Origin of the sequence: Caldimonas sp. KR1-144, from assembly GCF_049446155.1 — a bacterium.
Lineage (GTDB): Bacteria > Pseudomonadota > Gammaproteobacteria > Burkholderiales > Burkholderiaceae_C > Rivibacter.
This window is the reverse complement of the sequence record NZ_JBMSEE010000009.1, coordinates 99,002-120,117: the sequence shown is the minus strand read 5'-3', so window position 1 is coordinate 120,117 and position 21,116 is coordinate 99,002. Positions and strand designations below refer to the sequence as shown.

Annotated in this window: 10 protein-coding genes; 6 read left to right on the top strand and 4 right to left on the bottom strand. The window is 71.3% G+C overall.

Translation table 11 applies throughout. From position 1 onward, the window contains the following. Positions 1-173 precede the first annotated feature (173 nt). On the top strand, positions 174-8,099 hold the full coding sequence (locus ACO2TI_RS19405) for an SdrD B-like domain-containing protein (RefSeq protein WP_423286831.1): 7,926 nt from the start codon (positions 174-176) through the stop codon (positions 8,097-8,099). Between the two features lie 62 nt (positions 8,100-8,161). Further along, positions 8,162-12,379 (top strand): OmpA family protein, encoded by a 4,218-nt coding sequence (locus tag ACO2TI_RS19400; protein ID WP_423286830.1) that lies wholly within the window; start codon positions 8,162-8,164, stop codon positions 12,377-12,379. Positions 12,380-12,447: 68 nt separating this feature from the next. On the opposite strand, the gene ACO2TI_RS19395 is transcribed toward ACO2TI_RS19400, so the two are convergent. Both ACO2TI_RS19395 and ACO2TI_RS19390 read right to left on the bottom strand, forming a co-directional pair. After that, positions 12,448-13,338, bottom strand: coding sequence for a pirin family protein (locus ACO2TI_RS19395; RefSeq protein WP_423286829.1), 891 nt, complete (start codon positions 13,336-13,338; stop codon positions 12,448-12,450). 28 nt (positions 13,339-13,366) lie between these two features. Further along, complete coding sequence (locus ACO2TI_RS19390; protein WP_423286828.1) at positions 13,367-13,963, bottom strand: FMN-dependent NADH-azoreductase; 597 nt, start codon at positions 13,961-13,963, stop codon at positions 13,367-13,369. 119 nt (positions 13,964-14,082) lie between these two features. Here ACO2TI_RS19390 and ACO2TI_RS19385 point away from each other — a divergent pair, with 119 nt between their 5' ends. Continuing rightward, the gene (locus ACO2TI_RS19385) at positions 14,083-15,027 is read left to right on the top strand and encodes a LysR substrate-binding domain-containing protein (RefSeq protein ID WP_423286827.1); all 945 of its coding nucleotides are present in this window, start codon (positions 14,083-14,085) and stop codon (positions 15,025-15,027) included. Between the two features lie 9 nt (positions 15,028-15,036). On the opposite strand, the gene ACO2TI_RS19380 is transcribed toward ACO2TI_RS19385, so the two are convergent. After that, the gene (locus ACO2TI_RS19380) at positions 15,037-15,489 is read right to left on the bottom strand and encodes an Lrp/AsnC family transcriptional regulator (protein ID WP_423286826.1); all 453 of its coding nucleotides are present in this window, start codon (positions 15,487-15,489) and stop codon (positions 15,037-15,039) included. A gap of 138 nt (positions 15,490-15,627) precedes the next feature. On the opposite strand from ACO2TI_RS19380, the gene ACO2TI_RS19375 reads away from it, so the two are divergent. From ACO2TI_RS19375 to ACO2TI_RS19365, 3 genes are all read left to right on the top strand, one after another. Beyond that, the gene (locus tag ACO2TI_RS19375) at positions 15,628-16,722 is read left to right on the top strand and encodes a saccharopine dehydrogenase C-terminal domain-containing protein (RefSeq protein WP_423286825.1); all 1,095 of its coding nucleotides are present in this window, start codon (positions 15,628-15,630) and stop codon (positions 16,720-16,722) included. A gap of 40 nt (positions 16,723-16,762) precedes the next feature. Next, on the top strand, positions 16,763-18,271 hold the full coding sequence (locus ACO2TI_RS19370) for an aldehyde dehydrogenase family protein (protein WP_423286824.1): 1,509 nt from the start codon (positions 16,763-16,765) through the stop codon (positions 18,269-18,271). A 72-nt stretch (positions 18,272-18,343) separates the two neighbouring features. Beyond that, on the top strand, positions 18,344-18,835 hold the full coding sequence (locus ACO2TI_RS19365; protein ID WP_423286823.1) for a hypothetical protein: 492 nt from the start codon (positions 18,344-18,346) through the stop codon (positions 18,833-18,835). On the opposite strand, the gene ACO2TI_RS19360 is transcribed toward ACO2TI_RS19365, so the two are convergent. Further along, the gene (locus ACO2TI_RS19360) at positions 18,836-21,109 is read right to left on the bottom strand and encodes a TonB-dependent receptor (protein WP_423286822.1); all 2,274 of its coding nucleotides are present in this window, start codon (positions 21,107-21,109) and stop codon (positions 18,836-18,838) included. Positions 21,110-21,116: the final 7 nt, after the last annotated feature.

The following is a 21,116-nucleotide window of genomic DNA, read 5'->3' as shown; positions in this document are numbered from 1 at the left end:
CAATGGTCAGCGGTTCTGCGCGCCGTCACGCGTCGTTCGTACAGTCCGCGCCGCACGGGTCGCTTGCTTGCGCGGCGGCACCGTCATCACAAGGCCGGACCACCGGCTGACACCCCCACTCGATTTTTCGATGCCCGTTCGGGGCAGGGGGTCGCTTTGCCTGGACACGAACGATGAGCATCGATTGCCTGTTGCCGAACCTCGCGCGCCGCGCGGGGACGCTGTTCCAACGCGCCATCGCGCCGGCGTTGCTGCTGGCCTTTGCCGGCGCAGCCCATGCGCAGCTCGTCGTCACCGGCATACCCGACAACCCCGACCCGGTGCCCGCCGGCGGCACGGTCACCTACACCGTCGGCATCGGCGACGCGCTCGGCGTGGCGCGCAGCAATGTCACGCTGAACTTCGCGATTCCGGCCGCCGGCCTCTATGCCGGCACCGGCACGCTGCCGGGCGGCGTCTCGTGCGCAGGCATGTCGATCGGCCAGGCCGGGCCCGGCACCGTGACCTGCACCGGCATCAATGTCCCGGCGCTCGACACGGTGCAAGTGCCCTTGCGCGTGCGCACGCAGGCGGCCGGCACGATCACGGTGACCGCGTCGCTGGACGGCGGCGCTTCACAAAGCGAGACGACGACGGTCAACACCGGCGCCGACCTGCAGCTCGCGATCAACGCGCCAGCCAGTGCCGCCGCAGGCAGCACCCAAAGCGTCGTGCTGACCGTCGCGAACGCCGGGCCGAATGCCTCGCCGTCGTCGACGCTGACCTACAACGTGCCGCCGGGCTTCACGCTGAGCGGCACGCCGGGCGGCTGTTCGCTGGCCGGCAACACGCTGAGCTGCAGCCTTGGCGCCATCGCCAACGGCGGCAACGCCAGCGTCACCGTGACCGGCGTCATCGGCGTCGGCGGCAGTTCGACGCTGACCCATTCGGCCGACGTGAGCGGCACCGGCGGCGTCGGCGATGGCGACACGAGCAACAACGTCGCCAACGCGAACACCGCGGTCACGGCGGGCAGCAGCCTGTCGGTGACCAAGACCAAGTCGGTCGCCGATCCGGTGCAGGTGGGCCAGAACTTCAACTTCCTGTTCACCGTGCGCTACAGCGGCGACTTCCCCGCCGGCGTACAGCTGCAGGACAACCTGCCGGCCAACTTCTGCGCGGTCGCGCCGGCCACGTTCACCAGCGGCGCGTGGACCTGCACCGCCTCGAGCACCTGCCCGTCGACCGGCGCCACGCTCAGCTGCACGCGCAGCGGCAGCGGCAGCGCCGGCAGCAACGTCTCGCTCGGCACGATCACCGCGCCGGTGCAGGCCGTGACCAGCGGCGCCGGCATCGTCAACACCGCGACCGCGAGCGCGACCGGCGTCACGCCGGTCAACGGCTCGCTGAACACGACGGTCATCGACCCGGCCGCCGACCTGCGCGCCAACAAGGCCAAGAGCTGGCCGCAGGCCGCGGTGCCGGTGAACCAGGCGTTCAACTACACCATCTCGACCACCAACCTCGGCCCGAGCGCGATCCCGTCGAGCGGCACGATCACGCTGACCGACACGGTGCCGGCCAACCTGCAGATCAACAGCATCACGCCGCCGGTGGGCTTCAGCTGTTCGTCGTCGGCCGGCGCCAGCTTCCCGCAGGCCGGCCCGCTCACGATCACCTGCACCAGCAGCAACGTCTCGCTGGCGGTCAACGCGACGACCAGCGCGGTCACCTTGAACGCGCAGGCCACCGCGGCCGGCGGCACGCTGACCAACCAGGTCTGCGTGAGCTCGGCCAACGCACCGGCCGACAACGTCGCGGCCAACGACTGCACCGGCGTCGGCGTCAATCCGCAGCTGAATGCCGCGCAGGCCGATGTCTCGGTGCTCAAGCGCGTGATCGGCGCGGGCGATGGGTCCGGCAACCGGCAGGAGGCCGGCTCGGCGATCGTGTGGGAGATCGAGGTCGTCAACGCCGGCCCGCAGGCCGCGACCAACGTCGCCGTCACCGACACCTTCAACAACGTCTTCAACGCGAACGCGAGCCAGTATTCGCTGAGCACCGTCGCGGGCAGCGCGACGCTGGGCAGCTGCGGCCTCGCGCCGTCGGGGTCGGCGGTGTCGCTGAACAACTGCACGATCACCAACCTGCCGGTCTGCACGGCCGGCGTCGACTGCCCGCGCTACCAGGTGAGCGTGCGCCACTTCGGCGACGGCACCTCGTCGGACGACCAGTTCACGGTGACCAACACCGCGTTCGCGCTCGGACAGAACGAGGCCGATCCCAACCTCACGAACAACAACGCCAACAACAACACGCCGGCCAGCGCCTTCTACGTCGCGCGCGCCGACGTCGCGGTGACCAAGACCGACAACCCGGACCCGGTGTCGGCCGGCCAGCTGCTGACCTACACCATCACCGCCAGCAACCCCTCGGCGACCAGCGCGAGCCGCGCGTTCAACGTCTCGGTCAACGACACGCTGCCCGCCGGCCTGGTGTTCCTGTCGGCCACCGCGAACGGCGGCGGCAGCTGCACCACCTCGCCCACCGCCGGCAGCACGACCGGCCCCGGCAACGACACGCTGGTGTGCGGCTGGGCCTCGATCGCGCGCGGCTCGCAGCAGACCGTCACGGTGCGCATGCGCGCGACCGCCGCGCTCGCGGCCGCGCTGGGCGGCAGCGGCTCGATCACCAACCAGGTGACGGTCTCGACGACGACGCCCGAGATCGCCGGCGGCGCTGCCAACAACAGCGCGACGCAGGCGACGACGATCAACGCGCCGACGTACGACCTGATCGTCAACAAGACCGACGACGCCGACCCGATCAACGTCGGCGACCAGGTCACCTACACCGTCACCGTCACCAACAACGGCGCGTCGACGGCCGAGAACGTCGTGCTGACCGACACGCTGCCGTCGGCGGCCGGCGCGCCGACCTTCGTGCAGGTCGTGACGCCGCTGCCGGCCGGCGTGAGCTGCGACACCTCGGGCGTCACCGTGGGTGCGGCGGGCGGCAGCATCAGCTGCACGATCGCCAGCCTCGGCGGCACCGGCGGCGGCTCGACCGGCGAAGCCAGCTCGGTGCAGGTGCGCGTGCGCCTGCTCGGCGCCGACAAGGGCACGTTCTCCAACGCCGCGTCGGTGCGCTTCGCCAACGCGTCGATGGACGCCTTCGATCCGCAGGCGAACAACAGCACCACCGAGCCGACGACCTTCCGCTTCAAGGCCGACGTGCAGGTGGTCGACAAGACCGCGGTGGTCGGCGGCACGACCACGCCGCTGGCGACGATCGCGCAGGGCCAAGGCTTCGACTGGCTGGTGAACCTGCGCAACAACGGCCCGCAGGCGGCCGAGACGACCAGCTTCGCCGACACGCTGCCGGCCGGCTTCCAGCTCACCGGCACGCCGGTGTTCACGGTGACCTCGGGCAGCTTCACGCCCGCGGCGCCCACCTGCACCGGCACGGCCGGCGGCAACAGCACGAGCTGCGCGATCACGAGCATGCCCTCGGGCGGCACGGCCACGGTGCGCATCCCGGTGCAACTGGTCAGCAGCCCGGTCAACGGCACGGTGCTGACCAACACCGCGACCATCGTCACCACGGGCTCCGGCGACACCAACGGCGGCGCCAATCCGAACGCCGGCAACAACTTCGGCAGCGGCTCGGTGACGGTGCAGACCTCGGTGCTGTCGGGCCGCGTCTATGAAGACCTCAATGGCAGCGGCCAGCCCGACGCGGGCGAGCCCGGCATCGCCGGCGTGACGCTCACGCTGACCGGCACCGACAGCCTCGGCAACCCGGTCACGCGCACGACCACCAGCGACGCGAGCGGCAACTGGAGCTTCAACGTTCCGGCCGGCAGCTACAGCGTCACCGAAACGCAGCCCGGCGCCTACCAGCCGGGCATCACCCGCGCCGGCGGCGTGAGCGGCGCCGGCTCGACCGCCGGCACCGTGCCCACCAGCGGCGCGGGCGTGACCAGCGGCCCCAACGGCTCCAACGCCAACGTGATCCAGAACGTGGTGCTGGGCACCGGCGGCAGCTCCACCAACAACTTGTTCGGTGAAGTGCGCACCGGCTCGATCGCCGGGCGCGTCTACCGCGACGCCGACTACAACGACGCCTTCACCGCGGGCGAACCCGGCATCGCCGGCGTGACGCTGCAGCTCAGCGGCACCGACATGTTCGGCAACGCGGTCAACGCGAGCACGACCAGCGCCGCCGACGCCAGCTACAGCTTCGCCGGCCTGCTGCCGGGCAGCTACACGGTCGTCGAGCCGACGCAGCCCGACGGCTTTGCCGACGGCAGCGAGACCGCCGGCAGCGCCGGCGGCAGCACCGCGGTCAACGACCGCATCAGCGGCATCGCGCTGCTCTCCAACGCGACGGCCAACGGCTACGACTTCGGCGAGCGCCTGCCGCGCGTGACCGTGCGCGTGTTCGAGGACGCCAACAACGACGGCGTGCCGGCCGCCGGCGACGCAGGCATCACCGGCGTGACGCTGCGCCTGACCGGCACGTCGAGCGGCGGCACGCCGGTCGACATCGTCGCCACGCCGATTGCCGGCCAGCCGGGCCGCTACGAGTTCCTCAACGTGCCGCCGTCGGGCGTTGCCGGCTACACGATCACCGAGACCCAGCCGGCCACCTACGCGCCCGGCAAGGCCAACCCGAACGGCCAGCCCGGCAGCGCGCAGCCCAGCGGCAACGTGATCCAGGGCGTCGTGATCGCGGCCACCGGCACGCCGGCGTCGCTCGGCGACTACCTGTTCGGCGAGCTCACCAGCAGCCAGATCCGCGGCCGCAGCTACTACGACCGCAACGGCGACGGCAGCCAGGGCGCACTCGCCACCGAACCCGGCCTGGCCGGCGTGGCGATCGCGCTCACCGGCACCGACGACAACGGCAACGCGGTCTCGCTGACCACGACCACCGACGCCAACGGCGACTACGTGTTCAACAACGTCGCGCCGGGCAGCTACACGGTCACCGAGACGCGGCCGGCCGGCTACCTGCCGGGCCTGACGCGCGCGGGCACCGTCACCGGCGCCGGCTCGCTGCCGGGCATCGTGCCGACCAGCGGCAGCGGCGTCAGCGCCGGCCCGAACGGCTCGGACGCGCCGCTGGTGCAGAACATCCGCCTCGGCAGCCCGGGCTCGAGCTCGAGCAACAACAACTTCGCGTCGGTGCGCGCGGCCTCGATCGCCGGCCACGTCTATGCCGACACCGCGCCGCCCAACGGCCAGCGCGACGCCGGCGAGGCGCCGATGCCGGGCGTGACCGTCACGCTCAGCGGCACCGACTTCCTCGGCCGCACCGTCTCGCGCACGCTGACCACGGCGGCCGACGGCAGCTACAGCGCCAGCGACCTGCTGCCGGGCAGCTACCAGCTCGACGAGACCCAGCCCGCCGGCGCCGGCGACGGCCCCGAGCACCTGGGCAGCGTCGGCGGCACGCCGCGCGGCAGCGCCAACCCGGGCGGCGTCAACGACCGCTTCGGCGCCATCGCGCTGGTGTCGGAAGAAGCCGGTGTCGACTACGACTTCGGCGAGCGCGGCGGCCAGATCACCGGCCGCGTCTACGTCGACAGCAACGGCAACGGCCAGCGCGACGCGGGCGAGCTGCCGATCGCCGGCGTGACGCTCACGCTCACCGGCACCAGCGCCGGCGGCCTGCCGGTGAACCTCACCGCGACCACCGACGCCGACGGCCTGTACCTGTTCGACGGCGTGCTGCCTTCGAACGCGAGCGGCTACACGATCGCCGAGACGCAGCCGGTCACCTATGCCGACGGCGCCGACAGCATCGGCCGTCTCAACGGCACGCCCAGCGGCAGCCCGGTCGCCAACGACCGCATCGGCGCCATCGTCTACAGCGGCGGCGGCGGCGACGGCTACGACTTCGGCGAGCGCGGCGCGACCCTGGCCGGCAGCGTCTTCAACGACGCCAACGGCAACGGCACGCGCGACGGCGGCGACCTGCCGCTGGCCGGCGTCGTCATCACGCTGACCGGCACCGATGCCGCGGGCCAGCCGGTGAGCCGCACCACCACCACTGCGCGCGACGGCAGCTACCGCTTCCCCGACCTGCCGCTGGACAACGGCGCGGGCTACACGCTCGTGCAGTCGCCGGTGCCCGACTCGACGCACGCCGGCGAGTCGCCCGGCTCGCTCGGCGGCACCGTGCCGGCGCCGCGCCAGCTCAACGTCAAGCTGCCGACGGTGGCCGCCAATGGCGTCGCCTACGACTTCTTCGAGCGCTCGACCGCACCCGCGGCGGTGAGCGGGCGCGTCTGGCGCGACACCGACCACGACCGCCAGGCCGACGCGGACGAACCGCCCGTGGCCGGCTGGACGGTGGAGCTCGTCGCCTGCATCGACGGCGGCAGCGCCTGCGCCAACACCGGCATGGTGGTGCTCGACACCCGCACGACCGCCAGCGACGGCAGCTACCGCTTCGACAGCGTCGTGCCGGGCGCCTACCAGGTGCGCTTCCGCGATCCGCAGGGCCGCCTGGTCGGCGGCGTGTGGCCGACCGATCCGGTGCTCAACGCGCCCAACGGCAGCTTCCCGACCGTGCCCGGCATGGCGCCGCGCGGCTGGATCCCGCTCAGCGCGTCGACCGGCGTGACGGTGATCAACCAGGACCTGCCGCTGGATCCGGGCGGCGTGGTGTTCGACAGCCTGAGCGCCGAGCCGGTCGCCGGCGCGGTGGTCACGCTCAATGGCCCGTCGGGCTTCGATGCGGCCGCGCACCTGCTCGGCGGCAGCGCGTCGCTCACCACCGGCCCGGGCGGCGAGTACCAGTTCTTCCTGCTGCCCGGCGCGCCGGCCGGCGACTACACGGTGACCGTGACGCCGCCTGCGGGCTACGTCAACTCGCTGACCTATCCGCCGGCCACCGGCCCGCTCGACGCGCTCGCTTGCGCGGCGCCCGGCACGAGCGGCCCGGTGCGCGGCAGCGAGGCCTGCATCGTCAGCGCCGCCGCGCGCCCGGTGGCGGGCGCGGCCGCGCCGTACTTCCTCGCCTGGCAGATGGGCGCGGCCGGCGCGCGGCCGGTGGTCAACAACCACATCCCGCTCGACCGCGAGGGCGCGGGCACGGCCATCGAGCTGCGCAAGACGACCTCCAAGCTCACGGTCAAGAAGGGCGAGCCGGTGCCCTACGTGATCACCGCGCGCAACGCGAGCGGCGGCGCGATCGGCAACGTCGCGCTGGTCGACACGCTGCCGCCGGGCTTCAAGTACCTCGACGGCTCGCTGACCGTGCAGACGCTGCCCGACGGGCCGGTGGTCGCGGTCAAGCCGAGCGTGGTCGGACGCCAGCTCACGCTGGCCGACCAGAACTTCGTGCTCGGCGAGACCAAGCGCCTGTCGATGGTGCTGGCGGTCGGCGTCGGCGTCGGCGAGGGCCAGTACGTCAACAGTGTGCTGGCGACGCAGGGCGCGGGCGGACGCGTGCTGTCGAACACCGCCACCGCGGCGGTGCGCGTGGTGCCCGATGCCTTGTTCGACTGCACCGACGTGATCGGCAAGGTCTACGACGACAAGAACGCCAACGGCTGGCAAGACGACGGCGAGCCCGGCATCCCGAACGTGCGCATCGCGACCGTCAACGGCCTGCTGGTGAACACCGACGCCGACGGCCGCTACCACATCGCCTGCGCGGCGGTGCCGAAGGAGGGCACCGGCAGCAACCTCGTGCTCAAGCTCGACGAGCGCACGCTGCCCTCGGGCTACCGCGTGACGACCGAGAACCCGGCCGCCGAGCGTGCGACGCGCGGCAAGGCGATCAAGCTGAACTTCGGCGCCACCGTGCACCGCGTCGTGCGCCTGGACCTGAAGGCCGCGGCCTTCGTCGCCGGCGAGCCCGCGCTGCAGCCGGCGCACCAGGCGCGTCTCGACGAGGCCGTCGCGGCGCTCGCCGAGCGGCCCTCGATCCTGCGCCTGGCCTACCAGCCGGCCGCGGGCGAGCCGGTCGAGCTCGGCGAGCGGCGCCTCGCGGCGCTCAAGGCCGCGCTGCTCGAGCGCTGGACGGCTTACGGCCGCGCACAGCGCAAGACCTTGTTCAACCTGGACATCGAGGTCGAGCGCGTGCCGTCCTCGCTGAACCGCTGACGCAGGAGAGCGCCATGAGCCTGCGTCCGAACCCCCTTCGTGCCTCCCTCCGTGCCGTTCGCATGACCCGTCCCACCTTCCGACGCGCGGCGCTCGCCGGCGCCGCGGCCGCCGCCTGCATGGCCATCGGCATGTCCGCCCTGGCGGCCGATTCGAGCGACGACGCGCCGAGCTGCAGCGCCGAGGCGCGCGGCCGCTTCAGCGACCGATGCGCAAGTGACGCGCGCGCCGTCGAGATCGACGGCCGCGACCACCTGCCCGCCTCGAGCGAGCGCGAGCTGCCCAAGCTCACCGTGATCCTCGGCGACCCGCGCGGGCTCAAGGAGCAGCGCGAGGAGCAGTCGCGCAGCGTGCCCGGCGCGGCGACGCCGCGCGAGGAATCGCACACGCCGCACTTCGACTCCGGCGAAGACCTGCTCAAGCCCGAGGACCGCGCGCGGCTCGACGCGATCGTCGCGCAGGTGCGCGGCCGCGAGGGCCTGCGCTTCGAGATCGTCGGCCACACCGACGTGCAGCGCATCAAGCCCGAGCTGCGCGTGCGCTTTCCCGACAACCACGCGCTCGGCCTGGCGCGCGCGCAGCAGGTCGGCCGCTACCTGACGCAGCAGCTCGGCCTGCCCGACAGCGCCTTCAAGGCCGACTCGCGCGGCCCCGACTTGCCGCTCGCGACGCCCAAGGAGGATCGCGCCAACTGGTCGGCCAACCGCCGCGTCGAGGTGCGCGTCTATTGGCAGGAAACGGCGCCGGCGCGCATCGAGAAACAGGTCAGCGTGACCCAGGTCGACCCGAGCGCCTGCAACATGCTCACGCCCTACGCGAGCGACGACGCGCCGCTGCGGCTGACCGTCGACGGCCGGCCGCTGGTCGGCGCCGACAGCTCGAGCGCCGACCGCCAGCGTTGCATCGACGTGAAGCTCGAGCGCGACCGGCTGCGGCTGCAGTACGACAACCTCGTGCAGCCGCGCCGCCTCGACGGCACGGCCTGGCCGGCCACCGCGGTGCCGGGCGACACGGTGCGCTTCGTCGGCTACAGCAACTACCGGCTGTTCCTCGCGCGCGCCGAACTGCGCCTGTTCGCGGTCGACGACGCGATGCAGCCGCAGCTGCTGGCCACCGTGCCGATGGACGAGCAGCTCCAGGCGCGCTGGACGGTGCCTGCCGACTGGGCCGCGACGCCGGCCGCGCGCCGCAAGCTCTACTGGCGCGTGCGCGTCTACGACCGCGACGGCCGCTTCGACGAGACCGACGACATCGCGCTTGCGCTGGCCGAGCGCCATGCGCCGGCGACGCCGCCCGAGCCCACGCCCGAGCAGCGCCTGCTCGCGGCCTACGGCAACTCGCGGCTGGCGATCGTCAACATCCCGCTGCGCGGCGGCACGGTGACCGCCAGCGGCGAAGGCATCGCGGCCGGCGAGCGCGTGCGCGCGCTGGGCTTCGACGTGCCGGTCGACGCGCAGGGCAAGTTCGTGGTGCAGCAGCTGGTGCCCAGGCGCGTGCAGACCGGCGAGATCGTCGTCACCGCGCCCGACGGACGCGAGCGCATCTACCGGCGCGACTTCGAGCTGCCCGAACGCGACTTCTTCTTCGTCGGCCAGGCCGACCTGACGATCGGCCGCGACCACACCAGCGGCCCCGCCGAACTGGTGACCCAGGAACACAACCGCTACAACAACGACACCTGGACCGAAGGCCGCATCGCGTTCTACGGCAAGGGCCTGCTCGACGAGCGCTGGACCCTCACCGCCAGCGTCGACACCGAGGAGCGCCCGCTCGACGAGCTGTTTCGCAACCTCGACCGCAAGGACCCGACCTCGCTGTTTCGCCGCATCGACCCGGTCGACAGCTGGGGGACCTTCGGCGACGACTCGACCAGCATCGAGGACGCGCCGACGCAAGGCCGCATGTACCTGCGTGTCGACGACGGTCGCTCGCATGCGCTGTGGGGCAACTTCAAGCTCAACCTCGGCAGCGACAACGCGCTGGCGCAGGTCAACCGCGGCCTCTACGGCCTGCAGGGCCGCTACGTCGGCGACGACGCCACCTCGTTCGGCGACGCGCGCGTGCGCGCCGAGGTCTACGCGGCCGAGCCCGGCACGCTGGCCGCGCGCGAGGAGTTCCGCGGCACCGGCGGCTCGCTGTACTACCTGCAGCACCAGGACATCAGCCGCGGCGCCGAGAAGGCCTGGATCGAGATCCGCGACCGCGACTCCGGCTTCGTGCTGCAGCGCCGCGCGCTGGTGCCGGGCAGCGACTACGAGGTCGACTACCTGCAAGGGCGCCTGCTGCTGACCTCGGCGCTGCCCAGCCTGGCCGACAACGGCACGCTGGTGCGCGCCGGCGGCCTGACCGGCCAGCCGGTCTACCTGGTGGTCGACTACGAGTACACGCCGCTGGCCGCCGACCTCGACACGCTGGCCGTCGGCGGGCGCACCGCCTGGTGGGTCAACGACGGCGTGCGCGTGGGCGTCACCGCGGCCAAGCAGCGCCAGGCCGGGGGCGACCAGCGCCTGACCGGCGCCGACGTGCTGCTGCGCCAAAGCGAGAACACGACGCTCAAGCTCGAGGTCGCGCACAGCGACGGCCCCGGCATCGGCACGCTGACCTCGATGGACGGCGGCTTCGGCTTCACGCCCAACCAGCTTCCCGTCGGCACCGACGGCGCGAACGCGTGGCGCGTCGAGGGCCAGGCCGACCTGGTCGATCTCGGCCTCGCCAAGAGCGGCCGCGTCGCCGCCTATGCGCAGCAGCGCGAGGCCGGCTTCTCGGCGCCCGGCCAGGTGGCCGCCAACGAGACGCGCCAGGCCGGCGCCAGCGCGACCGTGCCGCTCGCCGAGCACACCGATCTGCGCCTGAAGGCCGACCACAAGGACGAGCTCAACGGCTACGACACCGACGCCGGCGAGGCGCAGGTCGACTGGCGTCTCGACGAGCGCTGGACCCTGAGCACCGGCGTGCGCGCCGACCGCAAGGCGACCGACGCGATCAACACCTCGCCGCTGCTGCCGACCTCCGGCGTCGTCGACGGCAAGCGCGCCGACGCGACGGCGCAGCTCGACTACGACAGCGGCGAGAGCTGGGGCGTCTACGGCTTCGGCCAGAAGACGCTGGAACGCAGCGGCACGCGGCAGGAGAACGACCGCGCCGGCGCCGGCGCGCGCTACCGCGTCAGCGACAAGCTGACGCTGCGCGGCGAGGCCTCGGGCGGCGACGGCGGCGCGGCCGGCAAGGCCGGCGTCGACTACCAGTACGACGACCGTTCCAACGTCTACCTCACCTACGCCCGCGACACCGGCCGCACCGACGAGACGCTCAACGCGCGCGGCGGCACGCTGGTCGGCGGCGTCAAGTCGCGCATCGCCGACGGCCTGAGCGTCTACACCGAGCACAAGCAGTCGACCGGCGTGCAAAGCGGCCTGGTCAATGCCTACGGCGTGCAGTACGCGCCCGACGACCGCTGGACCTTCGGCGCGAGCGCCGAGAGCGGGCGCATCGAGACCGAGAACGCCGGCGAGACCGACCGCGACGCGATCGGTTTCTCCGCCGGCTTCGTCGACAAGAACGTCAAGTACGCCGGCGGGATGGAGTACCGCAAGGACCGCAGCGGCAGCGACCGGCGCCGCAGCTGGCTGCTGAAGAACTCGCTCAGCGTGCAGGACGGCCCGAACGCGCGCTGGCTCGGCAAGCTGAACTGGGCCGACAGCGACAGCGACGCCGGCGCGCTCGCGGCGGCCAAGTTCACCGAGGCGGTGCTCGGCTACGCGTGGCGCCCGGTATCCAACGACCGGCTCAACCTGCTGCTGAAGTACACCTACCTGTACGACCTGTCGTCGCCGGGCCAGGTGGTCACCACCGACGTCAGCGCGCCCGTGGTCAGCACGGTGGGCATCGACTACCAGCAGCGCAGCCAGGTCGCAGCGGTCGACGCCACCTACGACCTCAACCCGCGCTGGACCATCGGCGGCAAGCTGGCCTGGCGCGTCGGCGAGCTGCGACCCAGCCGCGACGACAGCGCGCCGTGGTTCAAGAGCAGCGCGCAGCTGGCGATCGCGCGCATCGACTGGAAGGTGGTGCGCAAGTACGACTGGCTGCTGGAACTGCGCACGCTGCGCGCCGGCGAGCTCGACGAGCGCAAGCACGGCGCGCTCACGGCCGTGTACTACCACGTCGACGAGAACTTCAAGGTCGGCCTGGGCTACAACTTCACCGACTTCTCCGACGACCTCACGGACCTGAGCTACCGCAGCAGCGGCGTGTTCCTGAACGTGATCGGCAAGTTCTGACCAGCACCGCGAGGAAGGAAAACGGCGGCCCGCGGGCCGCCGTTTTTCTGTGGCGCTGCCGCAGCCCCTCAGCCGCCGAACTTGCCGGCGCGAAAGTCCTCCACCGCCTGGAAGATCTGCTCGTTCGTGTTCATCACGAACGGGCCGTACTGCGCGATCGGCTCGTTGAGCGGCCGGCCGGCGATCAGGATCGCCTTCGTGCCCGGCTCGGCCTCGAGCACCACGCCGTCGCTTGAGGGCGTGTTGGCGAGGATGGCCATGCGCTGCACCGGCACCGCGGTCGCGCCGATGCGCAAGGCGCCGCGGTAGACGTAGACGAAGGCGTTGTGCCCGGCCGGCAGCGGCTGCTCGAAGCGCCCGCCCGTTCCTTCGTTCGCGAAGTGCAGATCGAGGTAGAGCGGCTCGGTGTGCTCGCGCTGCATCGCGCCGGCCACGCCGTGGCTCTCGCCCGCGATCACGCGCACGGTCACGCCCTCGGCCGTGGTCAGCTCGGGGATCTCGGCGCTCTGGATGTCGCGGTACCAGGGCTCGGTCATCTTGTCCTTGGCGGGCAGGTTGAGCCAGAGCTGGAAGCCTTCCATCGCGCCTTCCTCCTGCTCGGGCAGCTCGGAGTGCACGAGGCCGCGGCCGGCCGTCATCCACTGCACGCCGCCGTTTTGCAGCAGGCCTTCGTGGCCGAAGCTGTCGCGATGGCGCATGCGGCCCGCGATCATGTAGGTCACGGTCTCGAAACCGCGGTGCGGATGGTCGGGGAAGCCGCCGATGTAGTCCTCCGGCCGGTCGGTGCCGAAGGCATCGAGCATCAGGAACGGATCGAGCCGGCGCTGCAGCGGCTGCGTGAGCACGCGGGTCAGCTTGACGCCGGCACCGTCCGACGTGGCCATGCCTTGCACCAGGCGCTCGACCGAACGGGGGCGCTCGACGGCGATGGTGGCGGGGGCAACGACGGCGGAAGACATGGCGAACTCCTTTGGATGAAAGAACAGCTTAGGCCAGGACGGACTCGATCTGCGCCTGCGCGGCGGCGAGGCCTTGCTTCTCGGCATCCGGGCCCATGTTCAGGCCTTCGGCGTAGATGAACTCGACGTCGGTCATGCCGAGGAAGCCGAGCATCGTGCGCAGATAGGGCACTTGCGAGTCGCTCGGCTGGTCGCGGTAGATGCCGCCGCGGGTCAGCACGACGTAGACCTTCTTGTTCTTCAGCAGGCCTTCCGGGCCGTTGGCGGTGTAGCGGAAGGTCGTGCCGGCGCGGGCGATCGCGTCGAGCCAGTTCTTCAGCTGGGCCGAGACGCCGAAGTTGTACATCGGGGCGCCGAGCACCAGCACGTCGGCGGACTGCAGCTCGGCGATCAGCGCGTCGTTGCGTGCCACCGCGGCGGCCTGCTCGGGCGTGCGCTGCTCGGCGGGCGTGAACAGTGCGCCCAGCGTCGCTTCGTCGAGCATCGGATGCGGGTCGCGCGTCAGGTCGCGCAGCACGCGTTCGGCGCCGGGGTTCGAGGCCTGCAGGCGGGCCACGAGCTCGTCCGCCAGGCGGATCGAGTGACCGTTGCTGCGGGCGCTGGAGTTGACTTGGAGGATCTTCATTGCGGGGCCTTTCTGAGTGGGAACCGGCGCATCGGCTCGGTATGGAGACAATGTATTTGTCGCATCCGTGCGCCGAAAGGCGTCAAATTGCATAACAAAGTTCCATAGGCGGAACGATCATGCCCAAACCCGGTTCTCTGGATCCCACCAACCTGCTGCTGTTCGCGCAAGTCGTCGACGGCGGCAGCTTCAGCGCGGCGGCAGCGCGTGCCGGCCTGCCCAAGAGCACGGTGTCGCGGCGCGTCGCCGCGCTCGAGCGCGAGCTCGGCGAGCGCTTGCTGCAGCGCACGACGCGCAAGCTGAGCCTGACCGACTTCGGCCACCAGCTGCTGGTGCACGCGCGCCAGGTCGCCGCCGAGGTCGACGCGGCGGCGTCGCTCGCGCTGCACCGCCAGGCGCAGCCGAGCGGGCGGCTGCGCGTCTCGCTGCCGAGCGATCCGCTCGGAATGGACCTCGCGCGCTTCGCCGCCGAGTTCCTGACCCGCTACCCGGCGATCGCGCTCGACCTGGACCTCTCCTCCCGCCGCGTCGACCTGATCGGCGAGAACTTCGACCTCGCGCTGCGCATGGGCGATCTGCCCGACGACGCGACGCTGGTTGCGCGCCGGCTGTTCGAGCACACCTGGGGCCTGTACGCCGCGCCGATCTACCTGGCGCTGCGCGGCACGCCGCGCGAACCGGCCGACCTGCTCCAGCACGACGGCGTCACGCTGCGCAAGCGCGACGGCGAGCCCGTGGCCTGGTCGCTGCAGCGCGGCGATGCGCGCTGGGAGGGCCTGCCCGCGCTGCGCGCCTGGGCCAACTCGCCCGACCTGGTGGCGCGCCTGGCCCTGGAAGGCGCCGGCATCGGCGCGGTCCCGGACTGGACGGCCTGCCGGCACGTCCACGCCGGCCAGCTCGTGCGCGTGCTGCCCGAGTGGGGCATGCCGCCGACGACGGGCTGGGCCGTGATGCCCGGTCGCCGACTGGTGCCGGCCAAGACGCGCGTGTTCCTGGAGATGTTCGAGGCGGCGCTCGCGCGCGACCTGCTGCCGGAACTGGAGCGCATCCCTCGGGTCGCTTGACCCGCGCGCTCAGCCGGCCAGGCGATCGATGCGCCGCGCCAGCACGATCGAGGTGGTGGTGCGCGAGACGCCGTCGATCTCGCCGATCTCGTCGAGCAGCGCATCGAGCCGCGCCGCCGATTCGGCGCGCAGCAGCGCGATGTAGTCGAACTCGCCGCTCACCGCGCTGAGCAGCCGCAGTTCGGGCATGCGCTCGAGCCGGCGCACGACGTCGCGCCCGGCCTTGGGCTGCACCGTGATGCCCACGTAGGCCTGCAGCGCACGGTCGGCCACGTCCTGGCCGAGGCGCACCGTGTAGCCGACGATCACGCCGTCGCGCTCCAGCCGCGACAGGCGCGCCAGCACCGTGGTGCGCGCGACGCCGAGCTTGCGCGCGAGGTTGGCAGTGCTCTCGCGGGCATTGGCCTGCAGCAGGGCGAGCAGTTCACGGTCGAGCGCGTCGCGTGGGGTGGTGGCGGCCATGGGTCAGAACGTCGAAAACGTCGAAGTGAGATGACGAATCGTCCGAATTCTGAGCCTGTTCGACGAACTCGGCGTAGAAATCGTCGGTGGCCCTTCCTAGACTGGCCCGATTCGAGAACCGTCTTCGGAGACACCGCCATGCGCATCGCCCTGCTCGGCGCCGGCCACATCGGCCAGACCATCGCCCGCCTGCTCGCCGACACCGGCGACTACACGGTGACCGTGATCGACAAGAACCCGGCCGCGCTCGCCAAGCTGTCTGGGCGCGGCATCACAACCGCGGTGGTCGACACCGAGCAGCCCGCCGCGCTGGTCGGCGCGCTGCGCGGCCACGACGCGGTGATCAACGCGCTGCCCTACCACCTCGCCACGCTGGCGGCCACGCAGGCGCGCGAGGCCGGCTGCCACTACTTCGACCTGACCGAGGACGTGGCCGCCACGCGCGAGATCAAGCGCCTGGCCGAAGGCGCCAAGACGGCCTTCATGCCGCAGTGCGGCCTGGCGCCGGGCTTCATCGGCATCGTCGCGCACCACCTCGCGAGCCAGTTCGACTCGCTGGCCGAGGTCAAGATGCGCGTCGGCGCGCTGCCGGCCTTCCCGACCAACTCGCTGAAGTACAACCTGACCTGGAGCGTCGACGGCCTGATCAACGAGTACTGCCATCCCTGCGAGGCGATCCGCGACGGCCAGCGCATCGACGTGCTGCCGCTCGAAGGCCTGGAGCACTTCTCGCTCGACGGCACCGAGTACGAGGCCTTCAACACCTCCGGCGGCCTCGGCACGCTGTGCGAGACGCTCGAAGGCAAGGTGCGCACGCTCGACTACAAGTCGGTGCGCTACCCCGGCCACCAGGCGCTCATGCGCGTGCTGCTCGAAGAGCTGCAGCTCAAGCAGGACCAGGGCACGCTCAAGGACATCCTGCGCCGCGCGGTGCCGACGACGATGCAAGACGTCGTGCTGGTGTTCGTGACCGTCAGCGGCCACAAGGGCGGCCAGTTCGTCGAGGAAGTGTTCGCGCGCAAGATCTTCGCGGACCGCAGCGAGCGCGCACCGCTGTCGGCGATCCAGATCACCACCGCAGCGGGCATCTGCGCGGCGGTCGACCTGTTCCGCGAAGGCAAGCTGCCGCAGCGGGGCTTCATCCGCCAGGAACAGATCGAGCTGCCGGCCTTCCTGGCCAACCGCTTCGGCTCGGCCTATCAACAGTCACGGCAGGTCGAATCGATCGCCTGACCGAGGTGGAAGACGCGGCATCAGCGGCTACGCTAGCAACATGAATCACGACATCGACTCCCTCCTCGACTCGCTCGGCGTCGCGCCCGGGCAGCTTCGCGGCGGCACGCTCGCCGTGCACTCGCCGATCGATGGCGCGCCGCTGGCGCAAGTGCACGAAGCCCGCCCGGCCGACATGCACGCGGCCGTTGCGCGCGCCCATGCGGCCTTCCTCGCGTGGCGCAACGTGCCCGCGCCGCGGCGCGGCGAACTGGTGCGCCTGTTCGGCGAGGAGCTGCGCGCGCACAAGGCCGCGCTCGGCCGCCTGGTCTCGATCGAGGTCGGCAAGATCACCTCCGAGGGCCAGGGCGAGGTGCAGGAGATGATCGACATCTGCGACTTCGCGGTCGGTCTCTCGCGCCAGCTGCACGGCCTGACCATCGCTTCCGAGCGGCCCGGCCACCGCATGATGGAGCAGTGGCATCCGCTGGGCGTGGTGGGCATCATCAGCGCCTTCAACTTCCCGGTCGCGGTGTGGTCGTGGAACGCGGCGCTCGCGCTGGTGTGCGGCGACGCGGTGGTCTGGAAACCGTCGGAGAAGACGCCGCTGACGGCGTTGGCCACGCAGGCCTTGTTCGAGCGCGCGATGGCGCGCTTCGGCGACGAAGCGCCCCAGGGCTTGTCCGAGCTCGTGATCGGCGGCCACCCCGTCGGCGAGGCGATGGTCGACGACACGCGCGTCGCCCTGGTCTCGGCCACCGGCAGCACGCGCATGGGCCGCGCGGTCGGACCGCGCGTCGCGGCGCGCTTCGGCCGCTGCCTGCTCGAGCTGGGCGGCAACAACGCCATCATCGTCGCGCCCAGCGCCGACCTCGACATGGCCGTGCGCGGCATCCTGTTCGGCGCGGTCGGCACCGCCGGCCAGCGCTGCACGACGACGCGCCGCCTGATCGTGCACGCCAGCGTGCACGACGAGCTGGTCGCGCGCCTGAAGCGCGCCTACGAGAGCGTGCGCATCGGCGATCCGCTGGCCGAAGGCACGCTGCTGGGGCCGCTGATCGATCGCCAAGCCTTCGACCACATGCAGTCGGCGCTCGCGCGCGCCAAGGAAGAGGGCGGCCGCGTCTTCGGCGGCGAGCGCGTGCTGGCCGACATGCATCCGAACGCGTTCTACGTGAAGCCGGCGCTGGTCGAGATGCCGGCGCAAACGCCGGTGGTCTGCCACGAGACCTTCGCGCCCATCCTCTACGTGCTGCGCTACGAGCGCTTCGAGGAGGCGATCGCGCTGCAAAACGGCGTGCCGCAAGGCCTGTCGTCGGCGATCTTCACGAATGACCTGCGCGAGGCCGAGGCCTTCGTCGCCGCGTCGGGCTCGGACTGCGGCATCGCCAACGTCAACATCGGTACCTCGGGCGCCGAGATCGGCGGCGCCTTCGGCGGCGAGAAGGAAACCGGCGGCGGGCGCGAGTCGGGCTCGGACAGCTGGCGCGCCTACATGCGGCGCGCGACGAACACGGTGAACTACTCGAAGGCGCTGCCGTTGGCGCAGGGCATTCGCTTCGATCTCTGATCGATCGGACCGGCCGCGCCGCGTGCGAAGATCCGCGCGCGGCGCCGTGCCGTGCCTCGCTTCCTCCGCCCCATGAGCGCCACGACGTCTCCTGCGCCGCGCCGCAGTTTCGGCCTGCTGATCACGCTGCTGGTGCTGATCGCGATCGCGGTGCTGTACTTCCTCGTCGTGCTGAACTGGAGCTACGCCAGCGGCGAGCGCGCCGGCTGGGTGCAGAAGCTCTCGAAGAAGGGCTGGGTCTGCAAGACCTGGGAGGGCGAACTCGCGCTGGTCTCGCTGCCCGGCAGCACGCCGGAGAAGTTCGCCTTCACGATCTGGGACGACGCCGTCGCCGACCAGATCAACAAGGTGATGGGCAAGCGCGTGGCGCTGCACTACGAGCAGAAGGTCGGGTTGCCGACCTCCTGCTTCGGCGAGACGCGCTACTACGTCACCGGTGTGCGCGTGCAAGACGACATCCCGCTCGCGCCAGGCGTCGTCGTGCCGGGCCAGAGCTCGCCGCTGCCGGCCAGCGTGCCGGCGCCGCATCCGTCGGCGCCGGCCTCGGCTGCTTCCGCACCCTGATCAGAAGCTCAGCCGCCCCTGCACGCCCCAGGTGCGCGGCTCGTTGATGAAGCCGGTCAGGTTGTTGAAGTCGATGCCACCGGTCACGCGGATCTGGTTCGTGATGTTGCGACCGTAGGCGGCGACCTCGTACTTGCCGTTGCCCCAGATGTAGCCCAGGCGCAGGCCGCCTTCGGTCAGCGCCTTGCCGGTGAACTCCTTGGACTCGTAGAGGAAGAAGTTCACCTTCGAGCGGTAGGCCCAGTCGGTGTAGACGTACCACTCGCCGGTCTCGTGCGGGATCGAGTAGCGCAGCGTGACGTTGGCCGTGACCTTGGGCGCCTGCGGCAGCGGGTTGCCGTCGATCAGCGCGCGGCCGCTGCCGTCGAGCGGGTCGGTCACGGTGCAGGCGGCGCACACCGCGACGGCGAGGTCGCGGTCCTTCAGTTCGGTGTGGTTGTAGCTGGCGCCTGCGGTGACCAGCAGGTTGTCGGTGATCAGCGCCTGGAAATCGAGCTCGAAGCCCTGGCCGACCGTCTTGTCCGCGTTGAGCAGGATGTTCGAGTTGGCGGCGCCGCCGACCGCGGTGAGCTGCTGGTCCTTGACCGTGTAGTGGAAGACGCCGGCGCTCAGTCGCGCACGGCGGTCGAACAGGTCGGTCTTGATGCCGGCCTCGACCGAGGTGTTGGTCTCGGGCCCGGCGACCGACTGCCCGTTGAACGCGCCGGCACCCTGCACGCTGGTGGCGCGGAAGCCGTTGGCCACGCGCGCGTAGAGGTTGGTCTCGGCGCTGAGCGCATAGGTGCCGCTGAGGTCCCAGCTCGTCTTGTTGTCGCTCGGATTGGCAGTGATCGGACCGGCGGCGATCAGGTCCGCCATCGTCGCCGGCGTGCCGAACACCGCGCTGTTGTAGTCCTGCAGCGCGAAGTCCTTCTTGTCGTGCGTGTAGCGCAGGCCGCCACGCAGCTTGAGCGCGGGCGTGGCCTGCCACGTCAGCGCGCCGAAGGCCGCATAGGCGTCGTTCTTCTGGCGCGAACGCGAGTAGCCGTTCTGCGCGCCGCCGGACAGCGAGTCGTAGCTGAAGCTCTCGGCCGTGAAGTCCTCGTGGAAGTAGTACAGCCCCGCTTGCCAGTTGATGGGGCCGGCGTAGTTCGACTCGACGCGCACTTCCTGCGTGAACTGCTTGTGGTCCGGGATGCCGTCGGCGGTCTCCGACGAGAACGGGATCGTCCCCGGCCCCGACGGCGGCGCGAACACCGCGCCGAAGCCGCCGTCGATGTCGCCGCGGTTGTAGGTGTCCAGCGTCTCGTAGCCGGTGATCGAGTACAGCGAGTACTCGCCCAGGCCCCAGCGCAGCCGCGCGTTCGCGCCCTTGGTGCGCAGGCGCGACTCGTTCTTGCCGTCGATCGAGATCTTGTCCTCGTCGAAGCCGTCGACCAGGTCGTTCGTGCCGGGCTTGATGATGTTGGCGCGGAACAGGCGCGCCGAGCCGTCGAGGTCGCGCGCGTGCACGTTGAACAGCGCCGAGAAGTCCTTGTGCGGCGCGTACAGCAGCTGCGCGCGCACCGCGGAGTCGCGGTAGCCCTCGAGGTCCTGCGTCGGGCCGGCGTCGTGGGTGTTCTCGACCCAGTCGTCGCGCGTCTGGTTGAGCAGCGACACGCGCGCGGCCCAATCCTCGGACAACGGCACGTTGACGGCCGCCTCGAGGTTGATCATGTTGTCCGTGCCGTAGCCCAGGCTTGCGTAGCCCTCGAGCTTCTTGGTCGACGGCTTGACCGAGTCGAACTTCACCACGCCGGCCGGCGAGTTGCGGCCGAAGAGCGTGCCTTGCGGGCCGCGCAGCACCTCGATCTGGTCGACGTCGAACACCGGGAAGCCCTTGAGGATGGGGTTCTCCTGCACGACGTCGTCGTAGACCAGCGAGACCGGCTGCGAGGCGTTGAGGCGGAAGTCGGTATTGCCGTAGCCGCGGATGTAGAAGCGCGGGAAGGCGCGGCCGAACGAGGACTCGATGTTCAGGCTCGGCACGCGGCCGCTGAGCGCGCGCACGTCCTGGCCGCCGGAATTGATGACGTCGAGCTTCTCGCCCTTGAGGGTCGAGATCGCCATCGGCACGTCCTTGATGTTCTCGCTGCGGCGCTCGGCGGTGACGGTCACCGTCTCGAGCTTGCCGGACTCGGGCGCGGACGCCGCGGCAGCAGGCTCGGCGGCCTGCTGCGCGAAGGCTGCGCCGCAGCAGGCGAGGGCGACGGCCAGCGCGATGCGTCGCGGCGCTGGCAGGGAAGTGCGGGTCATGAACGGC